Here is a 22027-nt window from a genome sequence, read left to right on the forward strand (position 1 = left end):
ACTGATCTTGCTCAAAAGTCAGACGGTCTAGCGTTCGATCTTCAGCGGCACGAACACCGGACGACCCTGGCGGACGATCTTGGCCAGGATGCTGGTGCGGCCTTCCTTGCGGGCCGCCGCGATCGCCGTGGCGACATCACCGGTCGATTTCACCGCCGCGCCATTGACGCTGGACAGCACGTCCCCCTTCACGAGGCCCTTCTCGCCCGCATCGGAGTCCGTCGTGACCCCGGCGATCAGCAAGCCCTTGACGTCGGAGTCGATCTTGTAGGTCGCGCGCGCCGCAGCATCCAGCGGGGCCAGGGTCAGGCCCATAGCCTCGAACTTCTGGGTCTGGGGCTTGTCGGGATTGGCCTGAGCGCCGTCATCCTCTTTGTCGTTGTCATTGGCGTTCAGCGCGCCCTCGGCGGGACGGACGCCAGACTTGACCTCGATCGCACGAGGCTTGCCGCCGCGCAGGATCGACAGGCGGATGGACTCGCCCGGCTTGGCCTTGGCCACTTCGCGGGTCAGCTCCGAGCTGCTCTTGACGTTGACGCCGTTGACGGCGGTGATGATGTCTTCCGGCATCAGGCCAGCCTTGGCGGCCGGGGCGCCCGGCACCAGCTCGGCGATGATCGCGCCCTTGACGTCAGGCATGCCCTGAGCCTCGGCCATCTCTTGCGAGAAGTCCTGGATATTGGCGCCGATATAGCCGCGCACGATCTTGCCGCCGGCGATCAGCTCCTTGGCGGTGGCTTCAGCGACATCGGCCGGAATGGCAAAGCCGATGCCGACCGAACCGCCCGTCGGCGAGAAGATCGCCGTGTTGACGCCGATCACCCGGCCATAGATGTCGAAGCTGGGGCCGCCCGAATTGCCGCGGTTGATGGGGGCGTCGATCTGGATGTAGTCGACAAAGCGCGACGAGCTGTCGCCCAGGTCGCGATTATAGGCCGAGATGATGCCGGCCGTGGCGGTGCCGCCCAGGCCAAAAGGATTACCGATTGTGATCACCCAGTCGCCGACGCGCGCCCGCGCCTGGTTCTCGAAGCTCACGAACGGGAAGTCGGCGCCCTTGGCCTTGGGGTCGATGACCTTGATCACCGCCAGATCGGTGCCTTCGTCGCGACCGACCACGGTGGCCTTCAGCTCGCGACCGTCCTTCATCACCACATTGATCTCGTCAGCGTCGGCGACGACATGGTTGTTGGTGACGATGTAGCCGTCGGCCGAGATGAAGAAGCCCGAGCCGGAGGACTGCTGCTTGGGACCAGTCGGAGCGTCGTCCTCGCCTTCAGCGCCCGGCTTCTGGCCGCGCGGCACGATGTCGAAGCCTTCAAGCCCGGGGATGCGCAGGCGCGGCGCGGCGGCCTTGGACGTCACATTGATCTGGACGACGGCCGGGGACACCTTCTCGAAGATGTCGGCGAAGGACATCGGCGCGCCAGGCGGCGGCGCGAAGGCGGGAACGCCCAGGGTCGCAACCCGGGTCACCGCGGGGGTCTCGGCCGCGCCGGCCGTCCCCATGCGCATGCCCATGCCCGCCAGCGCGGCGGCGGCGACACCAGCGCCCGCGATGGCGCCCACAACGAAACCCGACTTCCTAGCGGTCATCTCTTGTCTTTCCTCATCCACGGCGCCGGGCGCCGGGATCTGTTATCTCAGAACCTAGCGGCGATGACATATCGCGCAATGGTTCTCGAATGCTCTTTTCGTCAAACAGAAGGTGCTTCTTGCGGCGGCTTTTCGGCGCAATCGTGACCATCGCCCTTCAGCAAAGCCGCCAGCCTTCGCTCTTCCTCGGAAGACAGACCCTCAGCTTCGTCGAATTCGACCGCTCCATTGTCGCGCCGTCTGCGCAGCAGCGCCACCATCAGACCGCCGCCAACGGCCAAAATCCCCACGGGAGCCAGCCAGAGCGCCGCATTACCCGCCGAAAACGGCGGCTTCAGCAGCACGAATTCACCATAACGCGATACCAGAAACGCGCGGACCTCGCGATCGCTCCGACCCTGGGCGATTTCCTGACGGACGATTCGCCGCAGGTCGCCGGCCAGATCGGCCTGGGAATCGTCAATCGACTCGTTCTGGCAGACCAGGCAGCGCACCTCGCGGAACAGCGATCGGGCGCGGGCCTCCTGCGCGGGATCGGGCAGACGTTCGCCCGGTTCGGACGCAGCAGCCATGCAGGCGACGGCCGCCAGGGCGGCCAGGGCCGCGCGAAACCCCCTTTGGCCCGAGGATAAACTCCGCGACCGAGGGGACTTCACGACGAAGCCTCCGAAGCCTTGCGCCCGACACCCAGGCGTAGTCGGCGGTCCGACAGCGACACCGCGCCGCCAATCGCCATCAGCAACGGACCCAGGAAGATCAACCGCACCCACGGATTGACATAGGCGCGCACCAGCCAGGCGGGCTTGCCATTTTCACCGGCCCGGCGCTCGCCCAGCACGATATAGAGGTCGTCCAGGCCTTTGGGGCAGATATGCACCTCGGAGGTCGTCTGGCCGCCGGTGGGGTAGAACCGGCGCTCGGGCTGGGCGGCGCAGACCAGACGTCCGGCCTTGTCGGTGATCCGCACCATCCCCCGCTCGGCAAGATAGTTGGGCCCTTCGACCGTGCCGACCTCTGTGAGGGTCAACTCATAGGCGCCCAGTTGAAAGTGCGCGTTCAGGCTCAGGGCCTGGGCCTGCTCGACCCGCCAGGCGGTCTCGAACGACGCGCCCAGAACGAAGACGCCCAGGCCGGCATGGGCCAGGGTCGTGCCCCAGCCGCCGCGCGGCAGACCGACAGCCCGGCGCCACATCTCGGCCAGCGGCGCACCGGGGAACTTCAGACGCTGTGCCAACTCGGTCAGGGCCCCGCAGATCAGCCAGACGCCAAGCGCGACGCCGGCGCTTGCGAGGGCCTTGCGCGGGACGATCAGGCCGTAGGTCACCAGGCCCAGCACGGCGGCGGCGGCCAGGGCCACCCACAGACGGCGGGCCACAGCCGAGGCGTCGCCGCGCTTCCAGGCCAGCAGCGGTCCGGCCGGCAGGATGGCCAGGGCCAGCAGCATCAACGGGGTGAAGGTCAGGTTGAAGAACGGCGGGCCCACCGACACGGCCTCGCCGTCGATGGCCTCGCGGATCAACGGGTAGAGCGTGCCCAGCAGCACAGTGGCCGTGGCGGTCGACAGCACGATGTTGTTGAGCACGATGGCGCTCTCGCGGCTGACCGGCGCGAACAGGCCGCCGGAATTGAGCGACGGGGCGCGGATCGCGAACAGCAGGAAGCCCGCCCCCGCCGCCACGCCCATCATGATCAGCAGCAGCACGCCGCGGGTCGGATCCACAGCAAACGCATGGACGCTGGTCAGCACGCCCGAGCGCACCAGGAAGGCGCCCAGCATCGAGAAGGTGAAGGCCGCCAGGGCCAGGAAGGCGGTCCAGCCCGGCAGGGCGCCGCGCTTTTCCATGACGATGGCCGAGTGCAGCAGGGCCGCGCCGATCAGCCAAGGCATGAACGAGGCGTTCTCGACCGGATCCCAGAACCACCAGCCGCCCCAGCCCAACTCGTAATAGGCCCAGAAGGCGCCCAGGGTGATGCCGATGGTCAGCAGGCTCCAGGCCGCCAGGGTCCAGGGCCGCACCCAGCGGGCCCAGGCCGCGTCGATGCGGCCATCGATCAGGGCCCCCATGGCGAGGCTGTAGACCACCGAGAAACCGACATAGCCGGCGTAGAGGAAGGGCGGATGCACCGCCAGGGCCCAGTCCTGCAGCAGCGGATTGAGCGAGCGGCCCTCGACCGGCGGATCCAGCAGGCGGGTCATCGGGTTGGAGGCGAACACCGTATAGGCCAGGAACATCACGCCCAGCGCACCCTGCACGGCCACCGCATAGGCCCGCAGGCGCGGGGGCAGGCTGGCCCCGAACAGGGCCATGGCCGCGCCATAGCCGGTCAGGACCAGGCACCACAGCAGCATCGAGCCTTCGTGGCTGCCCCAGGCCCCGGCCACCTTAAACAGCATCGGCTTGGCGGTGTGGGAATTGGCCGCCACATTGGCCACCGAGAAGTCCGAGGTTACGAAGGCCCAGACCAGGGCGAGAAAGGTGACCGCCGTCGCCAGAAAAGCGCCGACGGCCGCGCCGCGCCCGGCCCCGGCCAGCATCGGCGAGCGCCGCGCGCCGCCCACTGCCGACAGACCTGTCTGCAGCACCGACAGCATCAGGGCCAGGACCAGGGCGAAGGCGCCCAGTTCAACGGTCATGGCTTGGGCCCCTTGGGCGCATCATAGGTCGGCGGCGCCGCGCCACCCCCGCGCCATTCGCCCTGCTCCTTGAGCGCCTTGGAGACTTCGCGCGGCATGTAGCGCTCATCGTGCTTGGCCAGGACCTGCTTGGCGATGAAGACGCCGCTCTCGTCGAACGATCCCTGGGCCACGATCCCCTGCCCTTCGCGGAACAGGTCGGGCAGGTCGCCGTGGAACTTCACCTTCGCGGTCGCCTTGTGGTCGGCCACCACGAACTCGACATCGCCCCCGGGATGCTTGACGACGCTGCCGGCCTGAACCAGGCCGCCCAGTTGCACCTTGCGGCCGGCCTTGACGTGGGCCTCCAGCGCCTGGGCGGGGGTGTAGAACAGCGAGATGGCGTCGCGCATGCCGTACAGGGCCAGACCCACGGCCAAAGCCAGCACCGGGGCTATGGCCAGCAGGATGGTCAGGCGGCGTCGCGCCTTGCGGGATTTCGGCCAGAAGCTCATTGGCCCATCTTCTTCTGCGGAGGCGTATCGGCGGCCTGGCGCAGGGCGGCCAGGACCTTGGGCTGGCCGGCATAGCGCTGGGTGGCGCTGGCGAGGGCGGCGTCGCGCTTGCCGGTCTCGCCCAGCACAGCATAGGCCCGCACCAGCCGCACCCAGCCGTCGGGGTCATCAGGCGAGGTCGCCAGCCGTGCGGCCAGGCCCTCGACCATGCCCGCGATCATGTTTTGAACCTGGGCGTTGTCCTCCGGCGCGGCGACCGGGGCCGGCAGGCCGCCGGCCTGCTCGACAGCGTCAATCTCGTTGACCAGGGCCACATGACGCGGGTCAGCGGGCGGCAGTTCGGCGGCGATGGCGCGCCAGTCGGCCAGACCGCGCACAACATCGCCATCAGCGATCTTGCCGCGTCCAAGGTGATAGCGGGCGCTGAGGCTGGTGGGGTCGATCTTCAGGGTCTCGCCGAAGGCCAGGCGAGCGTCGGGGCCGATCTGGCCTTTGGCTTCGGCCACGAAGGTCTCGCCCAAAGCGGTCCAGAGATCGGCGCGCCCGGGGGCCAGACGCACGGCGCGCCGCAGAGCCTGCTCGGCGCCGGCCATGTCGCCCGACGCGGCGCGGGCCATGGCCAGGTGTTTCAGCGGCTCGGCGTCCTGGGGCCGCTGGGCGGCGATACTCTCCAGCACTGCGGCGATACGCGGCGGATCCAGTTGGGCCGGATCAGTGTTGCGCCACGCCGCCACCCGGGCGGCGAAGGCCTGGTCGAAAAGACCCGGAGAGCCGATGAAAACATACGCCGCCAGCGCCGCCAGCGGCGCGACGACGGCAGAGGCGACGATGGCCCGGCGCGGTCCTCGACCGTCCTTGGCCCAGGTCTCGCCGGCGTCGGCGGCGGCCAGCAGCCGGCGTCCGGCCTCGGCGCGCGCGGCCTCGCGTTCAGCCTCGTCCAGCAGCCCCTCCTGGGCCAGCCGGTCAATCTCGCCCAGTTGGCGCTTATGGGCGTCAAGTTTTGTCGATGCGCCGTCAGCGGCGCCGGCCCGCGCGGCGCCGCGCAGGATCAGCGCGCCGACCGCGGCCGACAGTCCCGCCGCCGAGATCCAGAACATGATCATGCGCCGCGTGTTAGCCGGAAAGCCGGTCCGCCGTTAGCGAAAAAAGCGCTTAAGGGGCCTGGATGAAAGCTTCGGCCGCACGGGCGCTCCCGCAGCCGTCGCGCGCCAGGGCCGATCGATGAAAGTTGCATAGCCGCAGCCTCCGGATTGAAGGCAGGGTCAACGTCAAGCATGGCCAAATTAGGGGACGGATCAGGCGGCGATCGCTGCGGCCATGCGTCGGCGGACGATCTCGGCTGTCTTGCCGTCACGCGTATAGCCGATGAAGCGCGCGGCCACGTCCAGATATTGCTGGGCGACGGCAGGGTCGCAGTCCTCGCCGGTGCGAGCGGCGTAGAGAACATCCTCGATATATTGGTCCAGCCGACCATTGAGCTTTTCAAGTACCTTGGCCCGCGTCGCGCCGTATCCGCTCTGCGCGGCGCAGGGACGCAGGTGTTCGATAAAGACCAGGATGGCGGTCGCTCGGCCTACCCGCTTCAGGTCCGGCGCCTCGACCAGCTTGGCGACGCCCTTGCCGCCTTTCTTGCCCAGGATCGAGATCGGCCGGGTGGGCAGCGCATCACCCAGCTCCTTGTCGGCGGTGTTCATCCGCAGCTCGACCGCCTGGGCGATCTGCGGCTTGTAGCGGAGCAGTCGCCGGCCCCAGGGACCATCCTTGGCGAGATTGACGGACTGCTCGAACTCGGTGATCTGCAAGGCTGCGCGCTGAGCGGCCCGGGCCGCTTCCAGACCCTTGGCTTCCCCCTTGTCGAGGTCGAAATCCCGGATCAGGTCGATCGTAGCCTGGATATCGACCAGGACCCGCTCGCCAAAGGCGCTGACCTCCGACGAGGCCAGATAGCGATCATTGGGCCGCTCCATGACCGCCGAGATCACCCGCAGGATCCGCCAGTCCTCAGGCAGGTGCGCGGAAAGCATGTCGAACAGGCGTGATCCGGAATCCTCGCGGATGGCGCAGGCGTCGCGATAGGCCAGCCGCGCGGCGGCCCCCCGTTCTTCGCTCATCCGGCTGACCCACTCCGACAGCTTGGGCAGGGCGCTGCGGACGATGTGCGAGATCTCGAGGCAGCGGGTGAGTTCGTCGGTCACGCCCAGCCCCCGGGTAGCGTCGAAAGCTTCCTGCTGGGGATCGCGCAGCCCGTCGGCGGCCAAGCGGAAGAGTTCGTCGAACACTTCGGGCGCCCCCTGTTCGAGGTCCCAGGGATTACATTTGGCGGCGGCTTCTTTGACCTTGTGCGGCGCAACAGCCTTCAGCGCCTTCCAGATCAACGGCAATACGCGGGAGGGAAAGCTGATCTGGGCCACCCCACGCGGGGCGCACAGGGGCACGATCGGTCCCAGCACCGTGTTGCGGACGAACCGCTCGGTGGTTTCGTCCTCGACCAGACCGCGCACCTGCGCCAGCCCGCCTGGACCGCTGACTCCAGACAGCGCCAATTCAAGGCTGCGCAAGGCAGAGTCCGGCGCGGTTTCCACCAGCATCCGAACGATCTGCAATTTATGCGCTGCGATTGCGGCCATGGTCCCCCGCCGGGTCGAAACGACCGACAGCGTCAACCATGTTGCCAACGAGGTTAAAACTTTCCGAAACCCGGCGAAAAAGCCCGCCCGCGCGCGTCAGCTACGGGGCCCGGAAAGATCAAAAACGCCAGAGGTTTAGCGGTCACCGGATCGGTGGCGCTCAACCCGACGGCGCTGCAAGAGCCGCGCCTGACCCGATCCGGACGGAAGATCCCCGCCAAAACGGATACAAAAGATTTAAAAATCAATAGTTTGGAGTATTTTAGATCTGACACGCATAGCCCAGCCGGGAAAAGGCGCTAGGTTTCCGATTGCGGCAGATCCAGCGAAACGCGCAGGCCACCCAGAGCCGATTCACCAAGCGTCACCGAGCCGCCATAGGCGCGCGCCAGTTCGTCGACGATGGAGAGGCCCAGTCCCGAGCCCGGCGTGTGCTCGTCCATCCGCTGTCCGCGTTTGAGGGCGTCACTCCAGCGATCAGGCGGCAGGCCGGGGCCGTCGTCCTCGACTACCAGCGTCCAGCGCCCCGCCTCGGCCGGCGTGGCGACCACCCGCACCTTGCCCTTGCACCACTTGCCGGCGTTTTCCATGACATTGCCGGCCAACTCGGTCAGGTCCTGACGCTCGCCCTGGAAGCACAGGTCCTCGGGACAGCGCCAGTCGATCTCGATGCCCTTGTCCTGAAAGATCCGCTCCAGGGTCACGGCCAGTTCGTCCAGGATCGGCTCGACCGGCGTGCGCTCGCCCACGGTCTGGGAGCGGGCCGCGGCGCGGGCCCGGCGCAGATGGTGGTCGACCTGCTCGCGCATCACCTCGGCCTGGCGGGTCACCACCTCGGCCAGCGGGCCCGGCCGCTGGCTGGCCTCGGTCAGCATCACCGACAGCGGCGTCTTCAGGGCGTGAGCCAGGTTGCCGACATGGGTGCGCTGGCGCTCGACCACTTCCTGGTTGTGGGCCAGCAAAGCGTTCAGCTCGACGGCCAGCGGTTCCAACTCCTCGGGATAGACCCCGGCCAGCCGCTCGGTCTTGCCACGCCGGACCGACGCCACTTCGCGCCGCAGGCTGAACAGCGGCGCCAGACCGAACTGCACCTGCACCACCACCGCCAGGATCAGACCGCCGCCCAGGATCAGCAGCACGATCGCCGTGATGCGCACGAAGCGGTTGGCGTCGGCGTCGATCGGAGAGCGATCCTCGGCCGCGATGAACACGATCGGCGTGGCATGGCCCGGCAGGCGGGCCAGGATCGCCGCCGCCCGCAAGGGCTTGTCCTGCGGACCGGCCATGTCGAAAAACAAGGTCTTACCCGGCGCCGCCACCAGCCGGTCGACCTGCTCGGACGACAGCATCAGGTCGCTATCGAACAGAGAGCGCGAGCGGGCGATCGCCTTCAGGCCGCCCTGATCCAGGGTGTCAAAGATGGTCCAATAGCGCCCGGAATAGACCCGTGTCGCGCGAATATCGGTCAGGAACGGGGCTTTGACCCCGCCCTCCTCGACGCTGGATCCGGCATAGAGATCGTCGGTCAGCATCGACAGCGACTGGTCGAACCGCCGGATACCGGCGTCGCGGAACTGGGCGTTGACGAAGATGCCGGCGGCGATGACGACCATCAGGGTCCAGATCGTCGCCAGCAGGACCAGCCGGAAAACCAGGGAGCTTCGGCGGAGGTTCAACAGCCCCCAGAGGCGCCCCCCGCGCTTCACTCGGTCGCCTCGCCCTCCAGCGGGGTCAGGCGGTAGCCGAGGCCGCGCACGGTCTCGATACGGTCCGAACCCAGCTTCTTGCGCAGCCGGCCGATAAACACCTCGATGGTGTTGGAGTCGCGGTCGAAGTCCTGATCGTACAGATGCTCGACCAGCTCGGTGCGGCCGATCACCCGGCCCTGATGCATCATCATGTAGTGCAGCAGGCGGTATTCCAGCGAGGTCAGGCGCAGGGGCTCGCCATTGACGCTGGCCCGGGCGGCGCGTGGGTCCAGCCGCAGGGCCCCGCACGACAGGCTTGGCGCAGCGTGGCCGGCCGAGCGGCGCAGCAGCGCCCGCAGCCGGGCCAACAGTTCTTCGGTGTGGAAGGGCTTGGCCAGATAGTCGTCGGCCCCGGCGTCGAAGCCGGCGACCTTGTCGCTCCAGGCGGCGCGGGCGGTGAGGATCAGCACCGGCGTGGCGACATTGCCGCGGCGCCAGCGCTCCAGCACAGACACCCCGTCCACCTTGGGCAGGCCCAGATCCAGGATCACGGCGTCATAGGGTTCGGTCTCACCCAGGAACTGGGCCTCTTCGCCGTCACCGGCGTGGTCGACGGCATAACCCGCGTCGCCCAGAGCCAATTTCAGCTGGCGCGACAGGTCGGGATCGTCCTCGACGAGCAGGATACGCATGCAACGAAGCCCTTAATTGGCGCTGAGAATCTGGCCGGTCTCGGCGTCGACGATGTAGTCGATGCGGCGGCCGTCGGTGGTGGCCCACCGGACCCTGTAGTTTCGGCCTTCCAGCCCGGCGTCCAGAACCCGTCCCGGCGTGCGACGGGCGATCTGCTCGATCACCCGCGACAACGGCACCAGGCGGCCGGACTGCACGCCACCGCGCGCCTGATCCGACTGGGCGCGCCAGTCGGCCCCCAGAGAATCCTGACGACGCTGGGCCGACGCCGCGCCCGGCAGGGCGGCGGCGATCGCGGCGGCGACGAGAAGGGCGCGGATCGGTTTCATGCTCTCCGGTCTAAGGGGGCGCGGCTGAATGGAGACTGAACGGCCAGTATATGAACGGGGTGTGGCGTTCTGTCACGTCGCAAGGGACGACGGCGACTTTGTCGGCTCCGTCCAGTCGCCCGCAAAGCAGGCGCGTCTAAACGTCACACCTTCCCCGCCCCTCAGCAATCATCAAGCCACAATTCGACCTTCAAACCCCGTATTTTCAATATATACCCATTTTGGGCATGCGATTTATAGCGCTTTTTTACTCAAGCTTTCAGACCAGATCCGCAAACCTTAACGCCAGCAGATCAATCTATGCTGTACAAATTGCGATATAGGGAAAATAGTATCCTGCGAGCAATACGTTGATCGCAGGATCATCACGCGCCGAACGTCATGTCTCGGCGTCGCCATCTTGGGCGACCTGTTCAGTCTGAACAGCGTGAAACCATCACTCGACGTGCGGGGGCGTCGAAATATTCAAGCCCCCGGGGCCCCGCGGATCGCGCGGCCCGGAGGATCGCGGAGATGAAATTGGAAAATTTCGACGCCAGCCCCGATGACGAAACCTACGAGCCTCTGCCGGAGTTTTCGTCGGCGGACATCGTCAAACTCTACGCCGCCACCTTCCTGCCGCTGTGCGAAGTGATGGTCGGCTCAGGCCTGACCAGCCACGCCCGGATCGCCCAGATGATTTCAACCCATGTCCCCCCTACAGAAAACGGGGCCTGGGCGCAGTTGGCTCGGGCGCTGATGGGGGTTCTTGAACGCGCGCCCGTCGCGCCTCAGAGCGAAAACCTTTCCCAGGCAGAGGCAGAGGCCGAGGCCAGGATGGCGGTCGCCCCGCGCCGCACGCCGCCCCTGATCGTCGTCCCGGGCGGGCGTTCGTGATCACACAGCCGGCGGCCAACGACAACTTCACTCCCCCTGTCGATGAAACGCCGGAAAGCACCCAACGCTTCTGGGCCGCGCGCGACGACCTGCGGCGAGCCACCGCCCACATCCTGGGCTGGATCGACGTCGTCGACACGGGCCGCCGCCAGTCGGTCATCGATGGGCTGGTGTTCTTCACCCTTTGGTCCAGCAACATCGCGCATCTGCCGGTCGAGCCCGCCAGCCGCGACCATGAGTTGGTCGACGACTCTGAACGCCGCCCGGTAACAGCGTCGCAGATCGCCGCCGCGCTGGGCCTGACCTATGAGACCGTCCGGCGCCGGGTTCTGGATCTGGTCACTGAAGGCTTGGTCGACCGGGTGACGGACGGCTTCATCGTGCCCCGCCGCGTCATTCTGCGTCCGGGCATCCTCACCAGCGTGAGGCGGTCGCACGACACCCTGGTGGATATGCTGCGCCAAGCCGATGAAGCGAGCCGCCGCGCCTGAAGACGCGGACTGGCGCTAGACTTGAATAGCGCCTCCTCTGCGGACTCAACTGTCCGCCAGCCAGCGCCCTAGATCGGCATCCGCATGATTTCCTGGTAGGCCGAGATCACCTGATCGCGCACGGCCATCACGGTTTCGAGGCTGGCCTCGGCCGAGGAGATAGCGGTGACCACGTCGACCAGGTCGGCCTTGCCGGCCACCTGCTGGGCGACCTTGGTTTCGGCGGCCCTGGAGGCCTGGGTGACGTCGGTCATGGCTGATTTCAGCAATTGGCCGAAGTCGACGCCCTTGGAGGCCCCGCCTCCGCCAATCGAGCCGATACTGCCGACCGACATGGCGCCTTGCGAGGCGTAGGCCTTGGCGGCGGCGAGCGCGGTGATCATCGGTCAGCCCCTATTTGCGCAGCAGGTCGAGGGTGCGCGATTCCATGGCGCGCGCCGTCTCGATGACATTGAGATTGGCTTCGTAGGCGCGCTGCGCCTCCTTCATGTCCAGGGCTTCGACCAGCGAATTGACGTTGGGCAATTTGACATAGCCCTTGGCGTCGGCGGCCGGATTGCCCGGGTCATATTCGGTCTTGAAGTCGCTCTGGTCGGGATCGACGCGCAGCATCTGTACGCCCTCGGCGCCCTGCACCTTGGTCGGCTTGAACACTGGCACCTGCCGACGATACGGATCGCCGCCCGGGGTGCGCGAGGTGGAGTTGGCGTTGGCCAGGTTCTCGGCGATGACCCGCATGCGCCCTTGCTGGGCGCGCAGGGCCGAGGCCGCCACCGCCATGGTCGCCATTGGATTGGACTTGATCTCGGGCATCGCGGTCGTCCTCAGCTATTGGGCTTGCGCGACGCCATGCGCAGCAGAGAAAGGGACTTCTGGTAGAAACCGACGGCGGCGTCATAGTTCATGCGCGCGTCGGTCATCTTGAGCATCTGGTCCTCGAGGGTCACGGCGTTGCCGTCGAGGGTGGTTTCCGAATCGGCGCCCGCCGTCGCCCGCCAGGCGCTGGGCGGATTGGACGGCGCCATGTGCCCGCTCGATGTGGCCATCATCGGGACGCCATTGGTCGGGGCGATCCGACCACCGCGATAAGGCTGCTGATCCGAGCCCTGGTTCATCAATGAGGCCTGAAAGCTGTAGGGCTTCAGATCGCGCGGCTGATAGCCGGGCGAGTCGGCGTTGGCCACGTTCTGGGCGATGACCTTCTGCCGCTGGGACAGATAGCCAAGCCGGCTCTTGAGCATGCCGAAAAGGGGAATGTCGTCGGGACCCATAACCAACATGGTGAAGAAACAGGGTTAATCGGCCATTAAGGAGCATCAGGCACACCAGTGTCAGCGGGGCTATTCGCCTGCGCCATCTTGTCTCGCTGAACTGGTCGATCCGGGCGTCATGGACATCCTCGAATTCATCCGCGCCATCGCCGCCCTGGCCGTCACCCTGGGCTTGATTGGTCTGGCCGCCTACGCCCTGCGGCGCTTTGGCCCCGACGCCCTGTCGCGCCTGGTCACCTCGCGCCAGATCCGCCGCCTGAAGGTGGTCGAGAGCCTGGCCCTGGACCCCACCCGCCGCTTGGTGATCTTCAGCCTCGACGGCGAAGAGCGCCTGATGCTGCTGGGCGAGGGCAAACTGCTGGACTGGGGTCCCAAGGCCTCGGTTCCTGTCCCCGCCCCGCCCCCGAAGTCCGTTCGCCCTGCCCCGGAGCCCGTGGTCTGATGATCCGCGATCTGTTCAAGACCCTGACCGGCGCCAATCCCGCGGATCTGCGCCGCGCCACCGCGATCTCGCTGCTGGCGGCCCTGGCCACCGTGGTGCTGCCCAATGTCGCCCTCGCCCAATCGGCGATCAATGTGAACCTGGGCACCGGAGCTGGCCTGTCCGAACGTGTCGTCCAGATGGTCGGCCTGCTGACCGTGCTGTCCCTGGCTCCGTCGATCGTGATCATGACCACCTCGTTCGTGCGGATCGTGGTGGTGCTGGGCCTGCTTCGCACCGCCATCGGCATCCAGCAGAGCCCGCCCAACCCGGTGATCATCAGCCTGGCCCTGTTCCTGACCGCCATCGTCATGGGCCCCACCTTCGAGCGGTCTTACGATCTGGGCGTCAAGCCGCTGCTGGACCAACAGATGGAGCTGCCCGAGGCCTTCGAGGCCGCCGGCGGCCCGGTGAAGGCCTTCATGCTCAAGCAGGTCGATCGCGACGACCTGGCGCTGTTCGTGCGCCTGTCCAAGATTCCCAAGCCGAAGACCGCCCAGGACACCCCGCTGAAGGTGGTGACCCCGGCCTTCATGATCTCGGAACTGAAGCGCGCCTTCGAGATCGGGTTTCTGCTGTTCATCCCGTTCCTGGTCATCGACCTGGTGGTGGCCAGCGTGCTGATGAGCATGGGTATGATGATGTTGCCGCCGGCGACCATCAGCCTGCCCTTCAAACTGATCTTCTTCGTGCTGGTCGACGGCTGGCGACTCGTTGCAGGCAGTCTGGTCGAAAGTTTCCAGCGCGGCGCTGCGGGATAAACGTGAAAGCCGAAAGCCGTCGCCATTTTTGGCGTCAGTCACGCATCAAAAAAAGGGGCGAGTCTGCTCAGCACGAGCGGACCGTTAGGGTTGGACGATGAGCGTTTTTGTCCTGGGGTCGATCAATCTGGACGCCGTCGCGCGGGTCGATGACCTGCCGCGCCCCGGCGAGACCGTGTCGGGCCTGTCGCTGGAACTGCTTCCCGGCGGCAAGGGCGCCAACCAGGCCGTGGCCGCCGCGCGCATGGGCGCCCCCACCCGGCTGATGGGGGCGGTGGGTCGCGAAGACAGCGGCCCCGGCCTGAAGAGCACGCTGGCAGGCTACGGCGTGCAGGTGTCCGATGTCGGCGAATTGCAAGGCGTGCCCACCGGCCAGGCCCATGTCTGGGTTGCGTCGAGCGGCGAGAATATGATCGTGGTCACCAGCGGCGCCAACGCCGCGATCACCCCCCAGCATGTCTCCGCCACGCCGCTGGAGGGTCAACGCGTCCTGCTCAGCCAGCTTGAAACACCGCCTCAGGCGGTCGAGGCCCTGTTCCGGGCGGGCGCGGCCAAGGGAGCCTTGCGCATCCTCAACGCGGCCCCGGCCCTGCCCCAGGGCGCGGCGCTGTTCCCGCTGACTGACATCCTCATTCTCAACCAGACCGAACTGGCGACCTATGCCAAGCTCGACCACGAGCCGGTCAAGCTGGAAGACGTGTCGCGGGCCTCGCGCAAGCTGATGAGCCGCCCCGACCAGACGGTGATCGTCACCCTGGGCTCGGCCGGCGTGGCCACTGTGCGCCGCGACGAGGCCTTCCTGATCGAGGGCCGCAAGGTCAAGGCGATCGACACCACCGGGGCCGGCGACTGCTTCTGCGGCGCCCTGGCCGCGGCCCTGGCGTCGCACATGGAGTTGCGCGAGGCGGTCGAGACCGCCAACGCCGCCGCCGCCCTGTCCGTGCAGAAGAACGGCGCCGCGCCGTCGATGCCCAGCCGCAGCGAGGTCGAGGCGTTTCTGGAGGGGTGAGTACTACGTCGCTCTCCCAGGGAGAGCGGGACTTCAGGATCAGGCCGCGCGGATGCCGCTGAAGCCGTGCTCCGAGATCTGTGAGCCGATCACCGCGTCATAGCCCAGGATCATGTCGACATCCTTGCCGTTGCTGGCCAAGGGCAGGCGAAGCCACAGGATCGAGGTATGGGGCGCGCCGCGCCAGGCCATGCTGTGGACCCCAACGCCCGGACGGCGGCCGTCGACAACCTTGTCCAGTTCCTTGCGCCAGTAGTCGGCGGCGGCGGTGTTGTAGACGTCCGACAGGCTCTTGCCGGTGATCTCGCGACCATAGACGCCGTAGAGGCCGGTCCCGGCCAGACGCAGCCGATAATCGCGAGGCTCTCCGACCACATCGATCAGGCTGACCGTGGGCAGCATGCGCTTCATGCCCACGGGGCTCAGATCAGCGCGCGCAGGAAGGCTAGCCCCCCGGCGGAGGGACGCCCAATAGGCGAACATCTCCTGGTGAGCGCGGGCCGCCGTGGCCGATGCGCTCAGCTGCGCGTTCATCTTCAGATTCCTTAACAAGCCGTTGGAATCACGACGATTCACTATCGCTTAAGGAACGAATCGCGGGCAAGTGAAAACAACGTCGCAGCCCCAGAAACCGGTGAAGAGTCAAGCGTGTGACAAATCGGCCGATGGCGCGTCGCTGAGGCAAGCGTTTGATCAGACTCGGCTATTTGCCCGCGCGAGCCGGTTTGCGGCCGCCCTGGCCCAGACCCATCTGCTTGGCCAGTTCCGAGCGCGCCTTGGCATAGTTGGGCGCGACCATCGGGTAATCCTTGGGCAGCCCCCATTTGGCGCGGTAGGCTTCGGGGCTCAGATCGTACTTGGAGCGCAGGTGCCGCTTCAACGACTTGAACTTGAGGCCGTCTTCCAGACAGACCAGATGGTCGGGCGCGATCGAACGCTTGATCGAGACCGCCGGCGCCTTGGCCGCCGCCGGCTCGGCCTCGGCCGCCCCGCCGACTGTCGCCATGGCGCTGTGCACAACCCGGATGAGAGCAGGCAGGTCCGCAGCCGGCACCGAATTGTTGAAGACATAGGCCGACACGATGTCCGCCGTCATCTCAAGCAGGTCCGATTGCTCATCCATGGTGATCCAGCCCGTCGTGATTGTGAATTTTATCTTTCGACCTGATTCCGAAATCAGTCGTGGCGTGGATAACCATAATCGCTGACCACGGCAATATCCGGGAGTTCAGCAAACGCCCGAATTAAACCAAAACAGCGTTCGATCGAGGTCCGAACACATCAAGGGTGAAGGGTTTTTCGCGAAAAGTGCACGGTGATATTTGAACTAGCGTCCAAAATCCCGTGATAGCGCTAGCATGGCTGCGCGCTGCGGCACTGAATATTCGTCCACACCGTCTTCGTCGCCGTCCCGGATCGCCTTCAGCAAAGCAGGAGTCAGGGCCGAGGACAGCGACCAGTTCCAGTATCGCAGCACCGTCTGGGCGCGATCGACGGCGATCATGTCAAACACCGCCATCACCCGCTCCAGCGCTGGCGACAGGGCGCCGTTCGCATCCGTCTCGGGTCGCCTCAGGCCGCGCCAAAGCGCCTTGATGGCGGCGCGGGGCAGGCCCGTGGCCTTGCACAGAATGGCCAGGGGCTCGCCGCCCGGATCGGTGAAGATCTTGGCGCCGGTCATCGGCTTGAGGCCCGACAGATAGGAGATCTCCTCAGCGACATCGCGGGTCATGCCGTTCTGGGCGGCGGCGACGGCGTCGTCGAGACTGTCGAACGGGCTCTTGGCGATAGCGGCGCGATTGCGCTGACGCCGCTCGATGAACTGGAGAGCCTTGCGCGACATCGGGTCCTGCCAGCCCTCCTCCGAGGCCAGGGCGAACAGATCACCTACGGCGTCCTGCAGGATTTCCCGCGAGACGGCGAAGCGTTGCAGGATCAGCTTGCGGGCTTCGAAATCAGCCCACCAGAACATCACATAGGCATGGCTGGGACGCAGCTCGGCACGGCGCAGCAGCAGCGGGACCAGGCGCGGGTTGTCACGCGACATCGCCACCACGGTCTCGGTGGTTTGATGGTTGAAGCGCGCCATTTCATTGCGCAGCAGGGTCTCCACGACCGGCGCCTCGCCCGCCTCCACCAGCGCATCCGTCACCATCTCGCCGACGCCGCGGCGCTGGGCGATCATGCGGCGATGCTCGGTGGTGGCGTGGCGAACGCAGTCGATCAGATCGGCGTCGCCCAAGGTCGGTGAATTTTCCAGAAGGGCGCGCGACACCGAAAGCTCGTCGCGAAGGATCAGGCGCACCAGGGTTCCGGGCATGTCGGCCAGGTTGGCCAGCCGGCGCGCGACCTTCTCACGCTCCTCGGTCACGGCGTCGCGCAGCATTTCGACCAGCAGATCCGCCGTCATCGACCGCTCAAAAGCGTTGACGCGACTGGCCGGCAGGCAAACCACGTCGGCCAGGCGCTTGAGCAGGGCCGCACGCGAACGCCCCAGCGGCTTGGGGGCCCCCAGGTCTTGATGGGCGTCAATCGGCGCGGGTTCGCTCATGGTGCTCCTGGCGCTCAAATCGGTCGCCCTCCCCACCTGATCAGAACGTCCTTAACGTCCGATGAGCGAAAGGGCGACCATGCCAGGATATGGGGACGCCAAGGCGCGATCCAAAGCGCTACCGGAACGGATGCTCGCCCCATTGCGGCCAGATGTCGGGCAGATCGGTAGAGACCTTGTCGGGATAGACCGGCGTTCGCTTCTCCAGGAAGGAGGTCACCCCTTCCTTGGCGTCGGCCGAGGCGCCGCGCGCCTGGATAGCCCGGCTGTCGGCCTTGTGGGCCTCCATAGGGTGATCGGCGCCGGCCATGCGCCACAGCAGCTGACGGGTCAGGGCCACCGACACCGGAGCGCTGTTGTCGGCGATCTCGCGGGCCAGGGCGCGGGCGGCGGGCAGCAGGTCCTCGGGCGCATGCAGCGAGCGGACCAGCCCTCGGTCGAGCGCTTCCTGGGCCCCGAACACCCGGCCGGTGTAGCACCATTCCAGCGCCGTCTGCAGGCCGACCAGACGCGGCAGGAACCAGGACGACGCCGCCTCGGGATTGATGCCCCGGCGAGCGAACACAAAGCCGAACTTGGCGTCGGTCGAGGCCAGGCGAATGTCCATGGGCAGTTGCATGGTCACACCCACGCCCACGGCCGCGCCGTTCACGGCGGCGATGATCGGCTTGAGGCTGTCATACATGCGCAGGGTGCAGCGGCCGCCGCCGTCGCGATAGATGTCGCCGACCTTGCCCTCTTCCCGCTCCAGGGCCTGGGGCGAGGTGCGGTCGAAGGTGGCCCCGCCGGCGCCCAGGTCAGCCCCGGCGCAGAACGCGCGCCCTGCCCCTGTGACGATCACCACCTTGACCGCGTCATCGGCGTCGGTGACGTCGAACACCTCGATCAGGTCCTTCATCATCCGGGCGGTGAAGGCGTTCATCCGCTCGGGCCGGTTCAGGGTGATCGTCGCGATCCCGTCCTCGACGTCGTAGAGCAAGGTCTCGAAGGTGGGCTGCGACATGGGACGGTTCCTCCTGATTTTCACGCAGTCAAACATGCGTTTGAGTCAGGAGCAACGCTCATCGCGACCTATCCGGCGATGCGTGGCAGCCACATCCCCATGAAGGCCCCGAAGATCCCGACGGCGGTGCACAGCGTCAGGATCAGCAGGAAGCCCGCCGTCGCCCAGCGCATCGGCTCGCCCTTCTGGTCGCCGGCCCGCAGATACAGCTCCAGCCCCGCCAGCGGGATCAGATAGCAGCCAAAGGCCAGGAACCGCACGAACGGCCCGTCGAAGTCCTTGCCGATACCGACCGGGGCCTGGTGGATCAGGATCCAGAACATCAGGCTGATCCGGAAGAACCACACGCCGCTGACCAGCAGGAACAGGCGCAGCGCCCAGCGGCGGTGGGCGTCAATGCGCCGGGCCAGGGCCGCGCGCCAGGCCACGACCGCGCAGGCGATGATCAGCAGGCCATTGAGACTGATGCCGACCCGCATCGCCGTCCCGCCGGCCGTACCTCGCGTCCACACCGCATAGAGCCCAGCCATGCTGACGACGATGGCGGTGACCATGTAGATCCGGCCATTCCAGCGATGCAGCCAGGCCGCCCGCCTGCGCAACCAGGGCAGCAGTTGCACCGGTCCGGCCAGGGTGATCAGGACAGCCAGCAACAGGTGGACGCCCAGCACCAGATTTCCCACCGTCCCGCCCGGCCGATAGCCGCCGACCAGAACGTCGTTCCAGGCCTCGAACCGTCCGCCGACCGCAGCCCCGCCATAAAAGGCCGTGACATAGAGCGCGAAGGCCAATTGGCCGATCAGGGCGGTGAAGACCCAGAGCCGGGCCGACAGACGCAAGGCCCGTTCGGCGGCGGGCCCTTGTGCTGGAGCGGTTTGCGTCATGCCTTTTTCCTGGCCCGTCGCCCGGCGACCTGTTGCCAACAGGCTTAGTTGGCGGCCAAGACTTGGGCCATGACGGTTGCGATCGGAAAACATGACCCTGGGATTCAGGCGGATCGGAGCGCGATGAACGGCACGGTCTCGGCGGGCTTCGCCGACCATCTCTGGCGCTTCGCGGTCGCCAACGGCGCCGATCCGAAGGCCCTGGCCGAACGCTCCGGGATCCGGGCGGACGATCTGCGCGACCTCGACCGCCGTGTACCGGTCCGATCCTATGTCGCCCTGATGGGCGCGGCCAAGGCCCTGTGCGACGCGCCGGACCTGGCGCTGCGGCTGGGCGCGACCAGCGACTTTCGCGAGATCTCGGTGGTCGGACTGATCTGCTACGCCGCCCCCACCATGGGCGAGGCGTTGCGAGAGCTGAACCGCTATGGACGACTGGCCATGGAGGTCGACGTCCCGGCCGGCGCCCAACGCTTCCAGGTCACGCCGCGGGACGGCGAACTGTGGATGGTCGACACTCGCACCGATCCGAACGCCTTCCCCGAACTGACCGAGTCCACCTGGTCGCGCTTCATCTGCGAGACGGCGCGGCACTTCCCCGATGCGCCCTTCGCCAAGGCCGTCCATGTCACACATGCCCGCCCGCCCCACGGCGCAGACTATGAGGCCTTGTGGAAGGCGCCGGTCACATTCGACGCCGCCTGGAACGCCATCAGGATAGATCCGTCCTGGCTGGACATCCCGCTGCACAATCCCAGCGGCTACGCCTTTGGCGTGCTCAGCGAGCATGCTGACAGGTTGCTGGCCCAGCTGGAGGGGTCGCGTACCGCGCGGGGGCGGGTCGAGTCCGTCCTCCTACCCATTCTGCACAAGGGCGCGCCGGGCATGGCGCAGGTGGCCGCGCGGCTGGGCCTCAATCGCCAGGCGCTGTACCGCCAGTTGCGCCAGGAAGGCTTGACCTATGAGACCGTGGTCGACGCCTTGCGCCACACGATGGCGCTGCACTATCTGAACGGACGCAAGGTTTCGGTGAACGAGACCGCCTATCTGGTCGGCTTCTCCGACCCCAGCGCCTTCTCGCGCGCCTTCAAGCGCTGGACGGGCGCCAGCCCTCGCGCTGCGAAGGCCGGCTGAAGCGCCTAGCCCCGCTTGACCATCAGCTTGCTGATCGCGTGGACGAAGTTGTTGGGCGCGATCTCCATCTCGCCCGTCGCCTTCAGGTCCGGGAAGCGCGCCAGGATCTGGCGATAGGCTTCTTCCAGCTGGATCTGGGCCACGCGCTTGCCGATGCAGGTGTGGGGGCCGTAGCCGAAGGCGATGTGCTTGGCCGCATTGGGACGGCGCACGTCCAGCTGGTCGGGATTGGGAAACACCTCCGGATCGCGGTTGGCCGCGCCGTAATACATGATCACCTTCTCGCCTTCGCGGATCATCTGGCCATTCAGCTCGGTGTCGGCCGTCGCCGTGCGGCGCATATAGATCACCGGGCTGACCATGCGGATGAACTCGTCGACCGCCCCGCCCATCAGGCTGGGATCGTCGATCAGCAGCTGCTTCTGGTCGGGGAACTCGGTCAGCAGCTTCATCGCGCCCGACAGGGTGTTGCGGGTGGTGTCATTGCCCGCGAACACGATCAGCAGCCACGAGCCGTCCAGATATTCGTCGGCCAGCAGCGCGCCGTCGACCTGGGCCCGGGCGATGGCGGTCATCAGATCCTCCTTGGGATCCTCGCGGCGCTTGAGCAGCATCATCCGGCCGTAGTCGAACATCTCCTCGACGTTGTTGTTGAAGTCCATGACGAACTGCATGAGCTCCAGCGTCGGGGTGATCGGCGCGGCGGCCTGCTGCACGGCCAGGTCCTGGGCCCGCTCCAGATAGTGCATCCAGGTCAGGAACTTGGGGCGGTCCTCAGGCGGCACGCCCAGGATCTCGCACAGGGTGAACAGCGGCAGCACGCTGGAGAAGTGCTCGACCATGTCGATGGTCGCCCCGCCCTCCAGCAGCGGCTCCATGGCGTCCAGCAGCCGGGTGACCTCGCCCTTCACCGCCTCGGTGATCCCGCGCAGATAGGACGGGGTGAAATAGGGCATGTGCTCGCGACGCAGCTGCAGGTGATGCGGCGCGTCCAGATTGATCATGGTGTCCATCGACGCCCGGAACAGCAGGGCGTGACGGCGATCCGGCGCGCCGATGGCCATCAGGATGCCGCCGCGCTGCGAGGAATAGGTGGCCGGATCGCCGTTGACGGCCATCACGTCCTCATGGCGCGTGACCGCCCAAAAGCCCGGCCCGTCCAGGGGCTCGGCGTGCCACATCACCGGCGCCTGCTGCCGCATCCGGGCATAGTCGGCGAAGGGCTGGCCCTTGGTGAAGCGGAAGATGTCGGCCAGGTCCACATCAGGCAGGGTCGGGTAGGTGGTCGCAGCGCCCGGTCCGGCCTTGCCGTCCACCACTGTCTGACTGATCAGGTCCATGCGTCTCTCCCGGGCGCGTTCTTGTTGGACCCGACGATAGCCGAGAAAAACGCCACGCCAACGGCGCCGCGACGGTAACTGACGCAAGGTGACCCTTTGCGTTCGGGCCAGACCCGCGCATGGTGAGTGAACGTCGATCACGCGGAGACACGCGGACGGCCAAA

24 protein-coding genes are annotated in these 22027 nt (G+C 66.7%); 6 read left to right on the forward strand and 18 right to left on the reverse strand.

The window, feature by feature from the left end; all coding sequences use genetic code 11:
- Window positions 1-27 precede the first annotated feature (27 nt).
- From ACW18B_RS18765 to ACW18B_RS18805, 9 genes are all read right to left on the reverse strand, one after another.
- On the reverse strand, window positions 28-1596 hold the full coding sequence (locus tag ACW18B_RS18765; RefSeq protein ID WP_492048517.1) for a Do family serine endopeptidase: 1569 nt from the start codon (window positions 1594-1596) through the stop codon (window positions 28-30).
- 101 nt (window positions 1597-1697) lie between these two features.
- Window positions 1698-2252 (reverse strand): cytochrome c-type biogenesis protein, encoded by a 555-nt coding sequence (locus ACW18B_RS18770; RefSeq protein WP_492048518.1) that lies wholly within the window; start codon window positions 2250-2252, stop codon window positions 1698-1700.
- Complete coding sequence (locus ACW18B_RS18775) at window positions 2249-4231, reverse strand: heme lyase CcmF/NrfE family subunit (protein ID WP_492048519.1); 1983 nt, start codon at window positions 4229-4231, stop codon at window positions 2249-2251. The genes ACW18B_RS18770 and ACW18B_RS18775 overlap by 4 nt, the downstream gene beginning before the upstream one ends.
- The gene (gene ccmE / locus ACW18B_RS18780; RefSeq protein WP_492048520.1) at window positions 4228-4725 is read right to left on the reverse strand and encodes a cytochrome c maturation protein CcmE; all 498 of its coding nucleotides are present in this window, start codon (window positions 4723-4725) and stop codon (window positions 4228-4230) included. The genes ACW18B_RS18775 and ccmE overlap by 4 nt, the downstream gene beginning before the upstream one ends.
- The gene (gene ccmI, locus ACW18B_RS18785; protein ID WP_492048521.1) at window positions 4722-5828 is read right to left on the reverse strand and encodes a c-type cytochrome biogenesis protein CcmI; all 1107 of its coding nucleotides are present in this window, start codon (window positions 5826-5828) and stop codon (window positions 4722-4724) included. Before ccmI ends, ccmE begins: the two co-directional genes overlap by 4 nt.
- A 192-nt stretch (window positions 5829-6020) precedes the next feature.
- Entirely contained in the window at window positions 6021-7313 is a 1293-nt protein-coding gene (locus tag ACW18B_RS18790) for a hypothetical protein (RefSeq protein ID WP_492048522.1), read from the reverse strand.
- A 338-nt stretch (window positions 7314-7651) separates the two neighbouring features.
- Window positions 7652-9028 carry an ATP-binding protein gene (locus tag ACW18B_RS18795; protein WP_492048523.1) on the reverse strand — a complete coding sequence of 459 codons (1377 nt, stop codon included), beginning with the start codon at window positions 9026-9028 and terminating at the stop codon, window positions 7652-7654.
- A 26-nt stretch (window positions 9029-9054) separates the two neighbouring features.
- Window positions 9055-9732, reverse strand: a complete 678-nt coding sequence (locus ACW18B_RS18800) for a response regulator transcription factor (protein ID WP_492048524.1) — start codon at window positions 9730-9732, stop codon at window positions 9055-9057.
- A gap of 12 nt (window positions 9733-9744) precedes the next feature.
- A complete protein-coding gene (locus ACW18B_RS18805) occupies window positions 9745-10062 on the reverse strand; it encodes a PepSY domain-containing protein (protein ID WP_492048525.1) in 318 nt (105 codons plus the stop codon).
- 513 nt (window positions 10063-10575) lie between these two features.
- Here ACW18B_RS18805 and ACW18B_RS18810 point away from each other — a divergent pair.
- Both ACW18B_RS18810 and ACW18B_RS18815 read left to right on the forward strand, forming a co-directional pair.
- Window positions 10576-10938, forward strand: coding sequence for a hypothetical protein (locus tag ACW18B_RS18810; protein WP_492048526.1), 363 nt, complete (start codon window positions 10576-10578; stop codon window positions 10936-10938).
- Entirely contained in the window at window positions 10935-11429 is a 495-nt protein-coding gene (locus tag ACW18B_RS18815) for a hypothetical protein (RefSeq protein ID WP_492048527.1), read from the forward strand. The genes ACW18B_RS18810 and ACW18B_RS18815 overlap by 4 nt, the downstream gene beginning before the upstream one ends.
- Before the next feature lie 68 nt (window positions 11430-11497).
- On the opposite strand, the gene fliE is transcribed toward ACW18B_RS18815, so the two are convergent.
- From fliE to flgB, 3 genes are read right to left on the reverse strand one after another with little or no spacing between them, the layout of a single operon-like run.
- Complete coding sequence (gene fliE / locus ACW18B_RS18820; RefSeq protein ID WP_492048528.1) at window positions 11498-11812, reverse strand: flagellar hook-basal body complex protein FliE; 315 nt, start codon at window positions 11810-11812, stop codon at window positions 11498-11500.
- Window positions 11813-11822: 10 nt separating this feature from the next.
- Window positions 11823-12242 (reverse strand): flagellar basal body rod protein FlgC, encoded by a 420-nt coding sequence (flgC, locus tag ACW18B_RS18825; protein ID WP_492048529.1) that lies wholly within the window; start codon window positions 12240-12242, stop codon window positions 11823-11825.
- 11 nt (window positions 12243-12253) lie between these two features.
- The gene (gene flgB, locus ACW18B_RS18830) at window positions 12254-12700 is read right to left on the reverse strand and encodes a flagellar basal body rod protein FlgB (protein ID WP_492051789.1); all 447 of its coding nucleotides are present in this window, start codon (window positions 12698-12700) and stop codon (window positions 12254-12256) included.
- Window positions 12701-12818: 118 nt separating this feature from the next.
- Between flgB and ACW18B_RS18835 the strand changes: the two genes are divergently transcribed.
- The 3 genes from ACW18B_RS18835 to ACW18B_RS18845 all read left to right on the forward strand — a co-directional run bounded on the left by ACW18B_RS18835 (window position 12819) and on the right by ACW18B_RS18845 (window position 14951).
- The gene (locus ACW18B_RS18835; protein WP_492048530.1) at window positions 12819-13142 is read left to right on the forward strand and encodes a flagellar biosynthetic protein FliO; all 324 of its coding nucleotides are present in this window, start codon (window positions 12819-12821) and stop codon (window positions 13140-13142) included.
- Entirely contained in the window at window positions 13142-13942 is an 801-nt protein-coding gene (fliP, locus tag ACW18B_RS18840; RefSeq protein ID WP_492048531.1) for a flagellar type III secretion system pore protein FliP, read from the forward strand. Before ACW18B_RS18835 ends, fliP begins: the two co-directional genes overlap by 1 nt.
- A 97-nt stretch (window positions 13943-14039) precedes the next feature.
- Window positions 14040-14951 (forward strand): ribokinase, encoded by a 912-nt coding sequence (locus tag ACW18B_RS18845; protein ID WP_492048532.1) that lies wholly within the window; start codon window positions 14040-14042, stop codon window positions 14949-14951.
- A 39-nt stretch (window positions 14952-14990) separates the two neighbouring features.
- Here ACW18B_RS18845 and mopJ read toward each other — a convergent pair whose 3' ends face one another.
- From mopJ to ACW18B_RS18870, 5 genes are all read right to left on the reverse strand, one after another.
- Window positions 14991-15491 (reverse strand): motility/cell cycle regulatory protein MopJ, encoded by a 501-nt coding sequence (mopJ, locus tag ACW18B_RS18850; RefSeq protein WP_492051791.1) that lies wholly within the window; start codon window positions 15489-15491, stop codon window positions 14991-14993.
- 163 nt (window positions 15492-15654) lie between these two features.
- The gene (locus ACW18B_RS18855; RefSeq protein ID WP_492048533.1) at window positions 15655-16074 is read right to left on the reverse strand and encodes a Ros/MucR family transcriptional regulator; all 420 of its coding nucleotides are present in this window, start codon (window positions 16072-16074) and stop codon (window positions 15655-15657) included.
- Window positions 16075-16278: 204 nt separating this feature from the next.
- The gene (locus ACW18B_RS18860) at window positions 16279-17502 is read right to left on the reverse strand and encodes a DUF2336 domain-containing protein (RefSeq protein ID WP_492048534.1); all 1224 of its coding nucleotides are present in this window, start codon (window positions 17500-17502) and stop codon (window positions 16279-16281) included.
- Between the two features lie 118 nt (window positions 17503-17620).
- On the reverse strand, window positions 17621-18505 hold the full coding sequence (locus ACW18B_RS18865; protein ID WP_492048535.1) for a crotonase/enoyl-CoA hydratase family protein: 885 nt from the start codon (window positions 18503-18505) through the stop codon (window positions 17621-17623).
- Window positions 18506-18573: 68 nt separating this feature from the next.
- Window positions 18574-19389 carry a DUF2306 domain-containing protein gene (locus ACW18B_RS18870; protein WP_492048536.1) on the reverse strand — a complete coding sequence of 272 codons (816 nt, stop codon included), beginning with the start codon at window positions 19387-19389 and terminating at the stop codon, window positions 18574-18576.
- Window positions 19390-19512: 123 nt separating this feature from the next.
- On the opposite strand from ACW18B_RS18870, the gene ACW18B_RS18875 reads away from it, so the two are divergent.
- Window positions 19513-20523: an AraC family transcriptional regulator gene (locus tag ACW18B_RS18875; RefSeq protein ID WP_492048537.1), complete on the forward strand. Its 1011-nt coding sequence runs from the start codon at window positions 19513-19515 to the stop codon at window positions 20521-20523.
- A gap of 5 nt (window positions 20524-20528) precedes the next feature.
- Here the strand turns inward: ACW18B_RS18875 and ACW18B_RS18880 are convergent, their stop codons facing one another.
- Window positions 20529-21863 carry a cytochrome P450 gene (locus tag ACW18B_RS18880; protein ID WP_492048538.1) on the reverse strand — a complete coding sequence of 445 codons (1335 nt, stop codon included), beginning with the start codon at window positions 21861-21863 and terminating at the stop codon, window positions 20529-20531.
- Window positions 21864-22027 lie beyond the last annotated feature (164 nt).

The organism is Caulobacter sp. FV2ps19, from assembly GCF_058681035.1.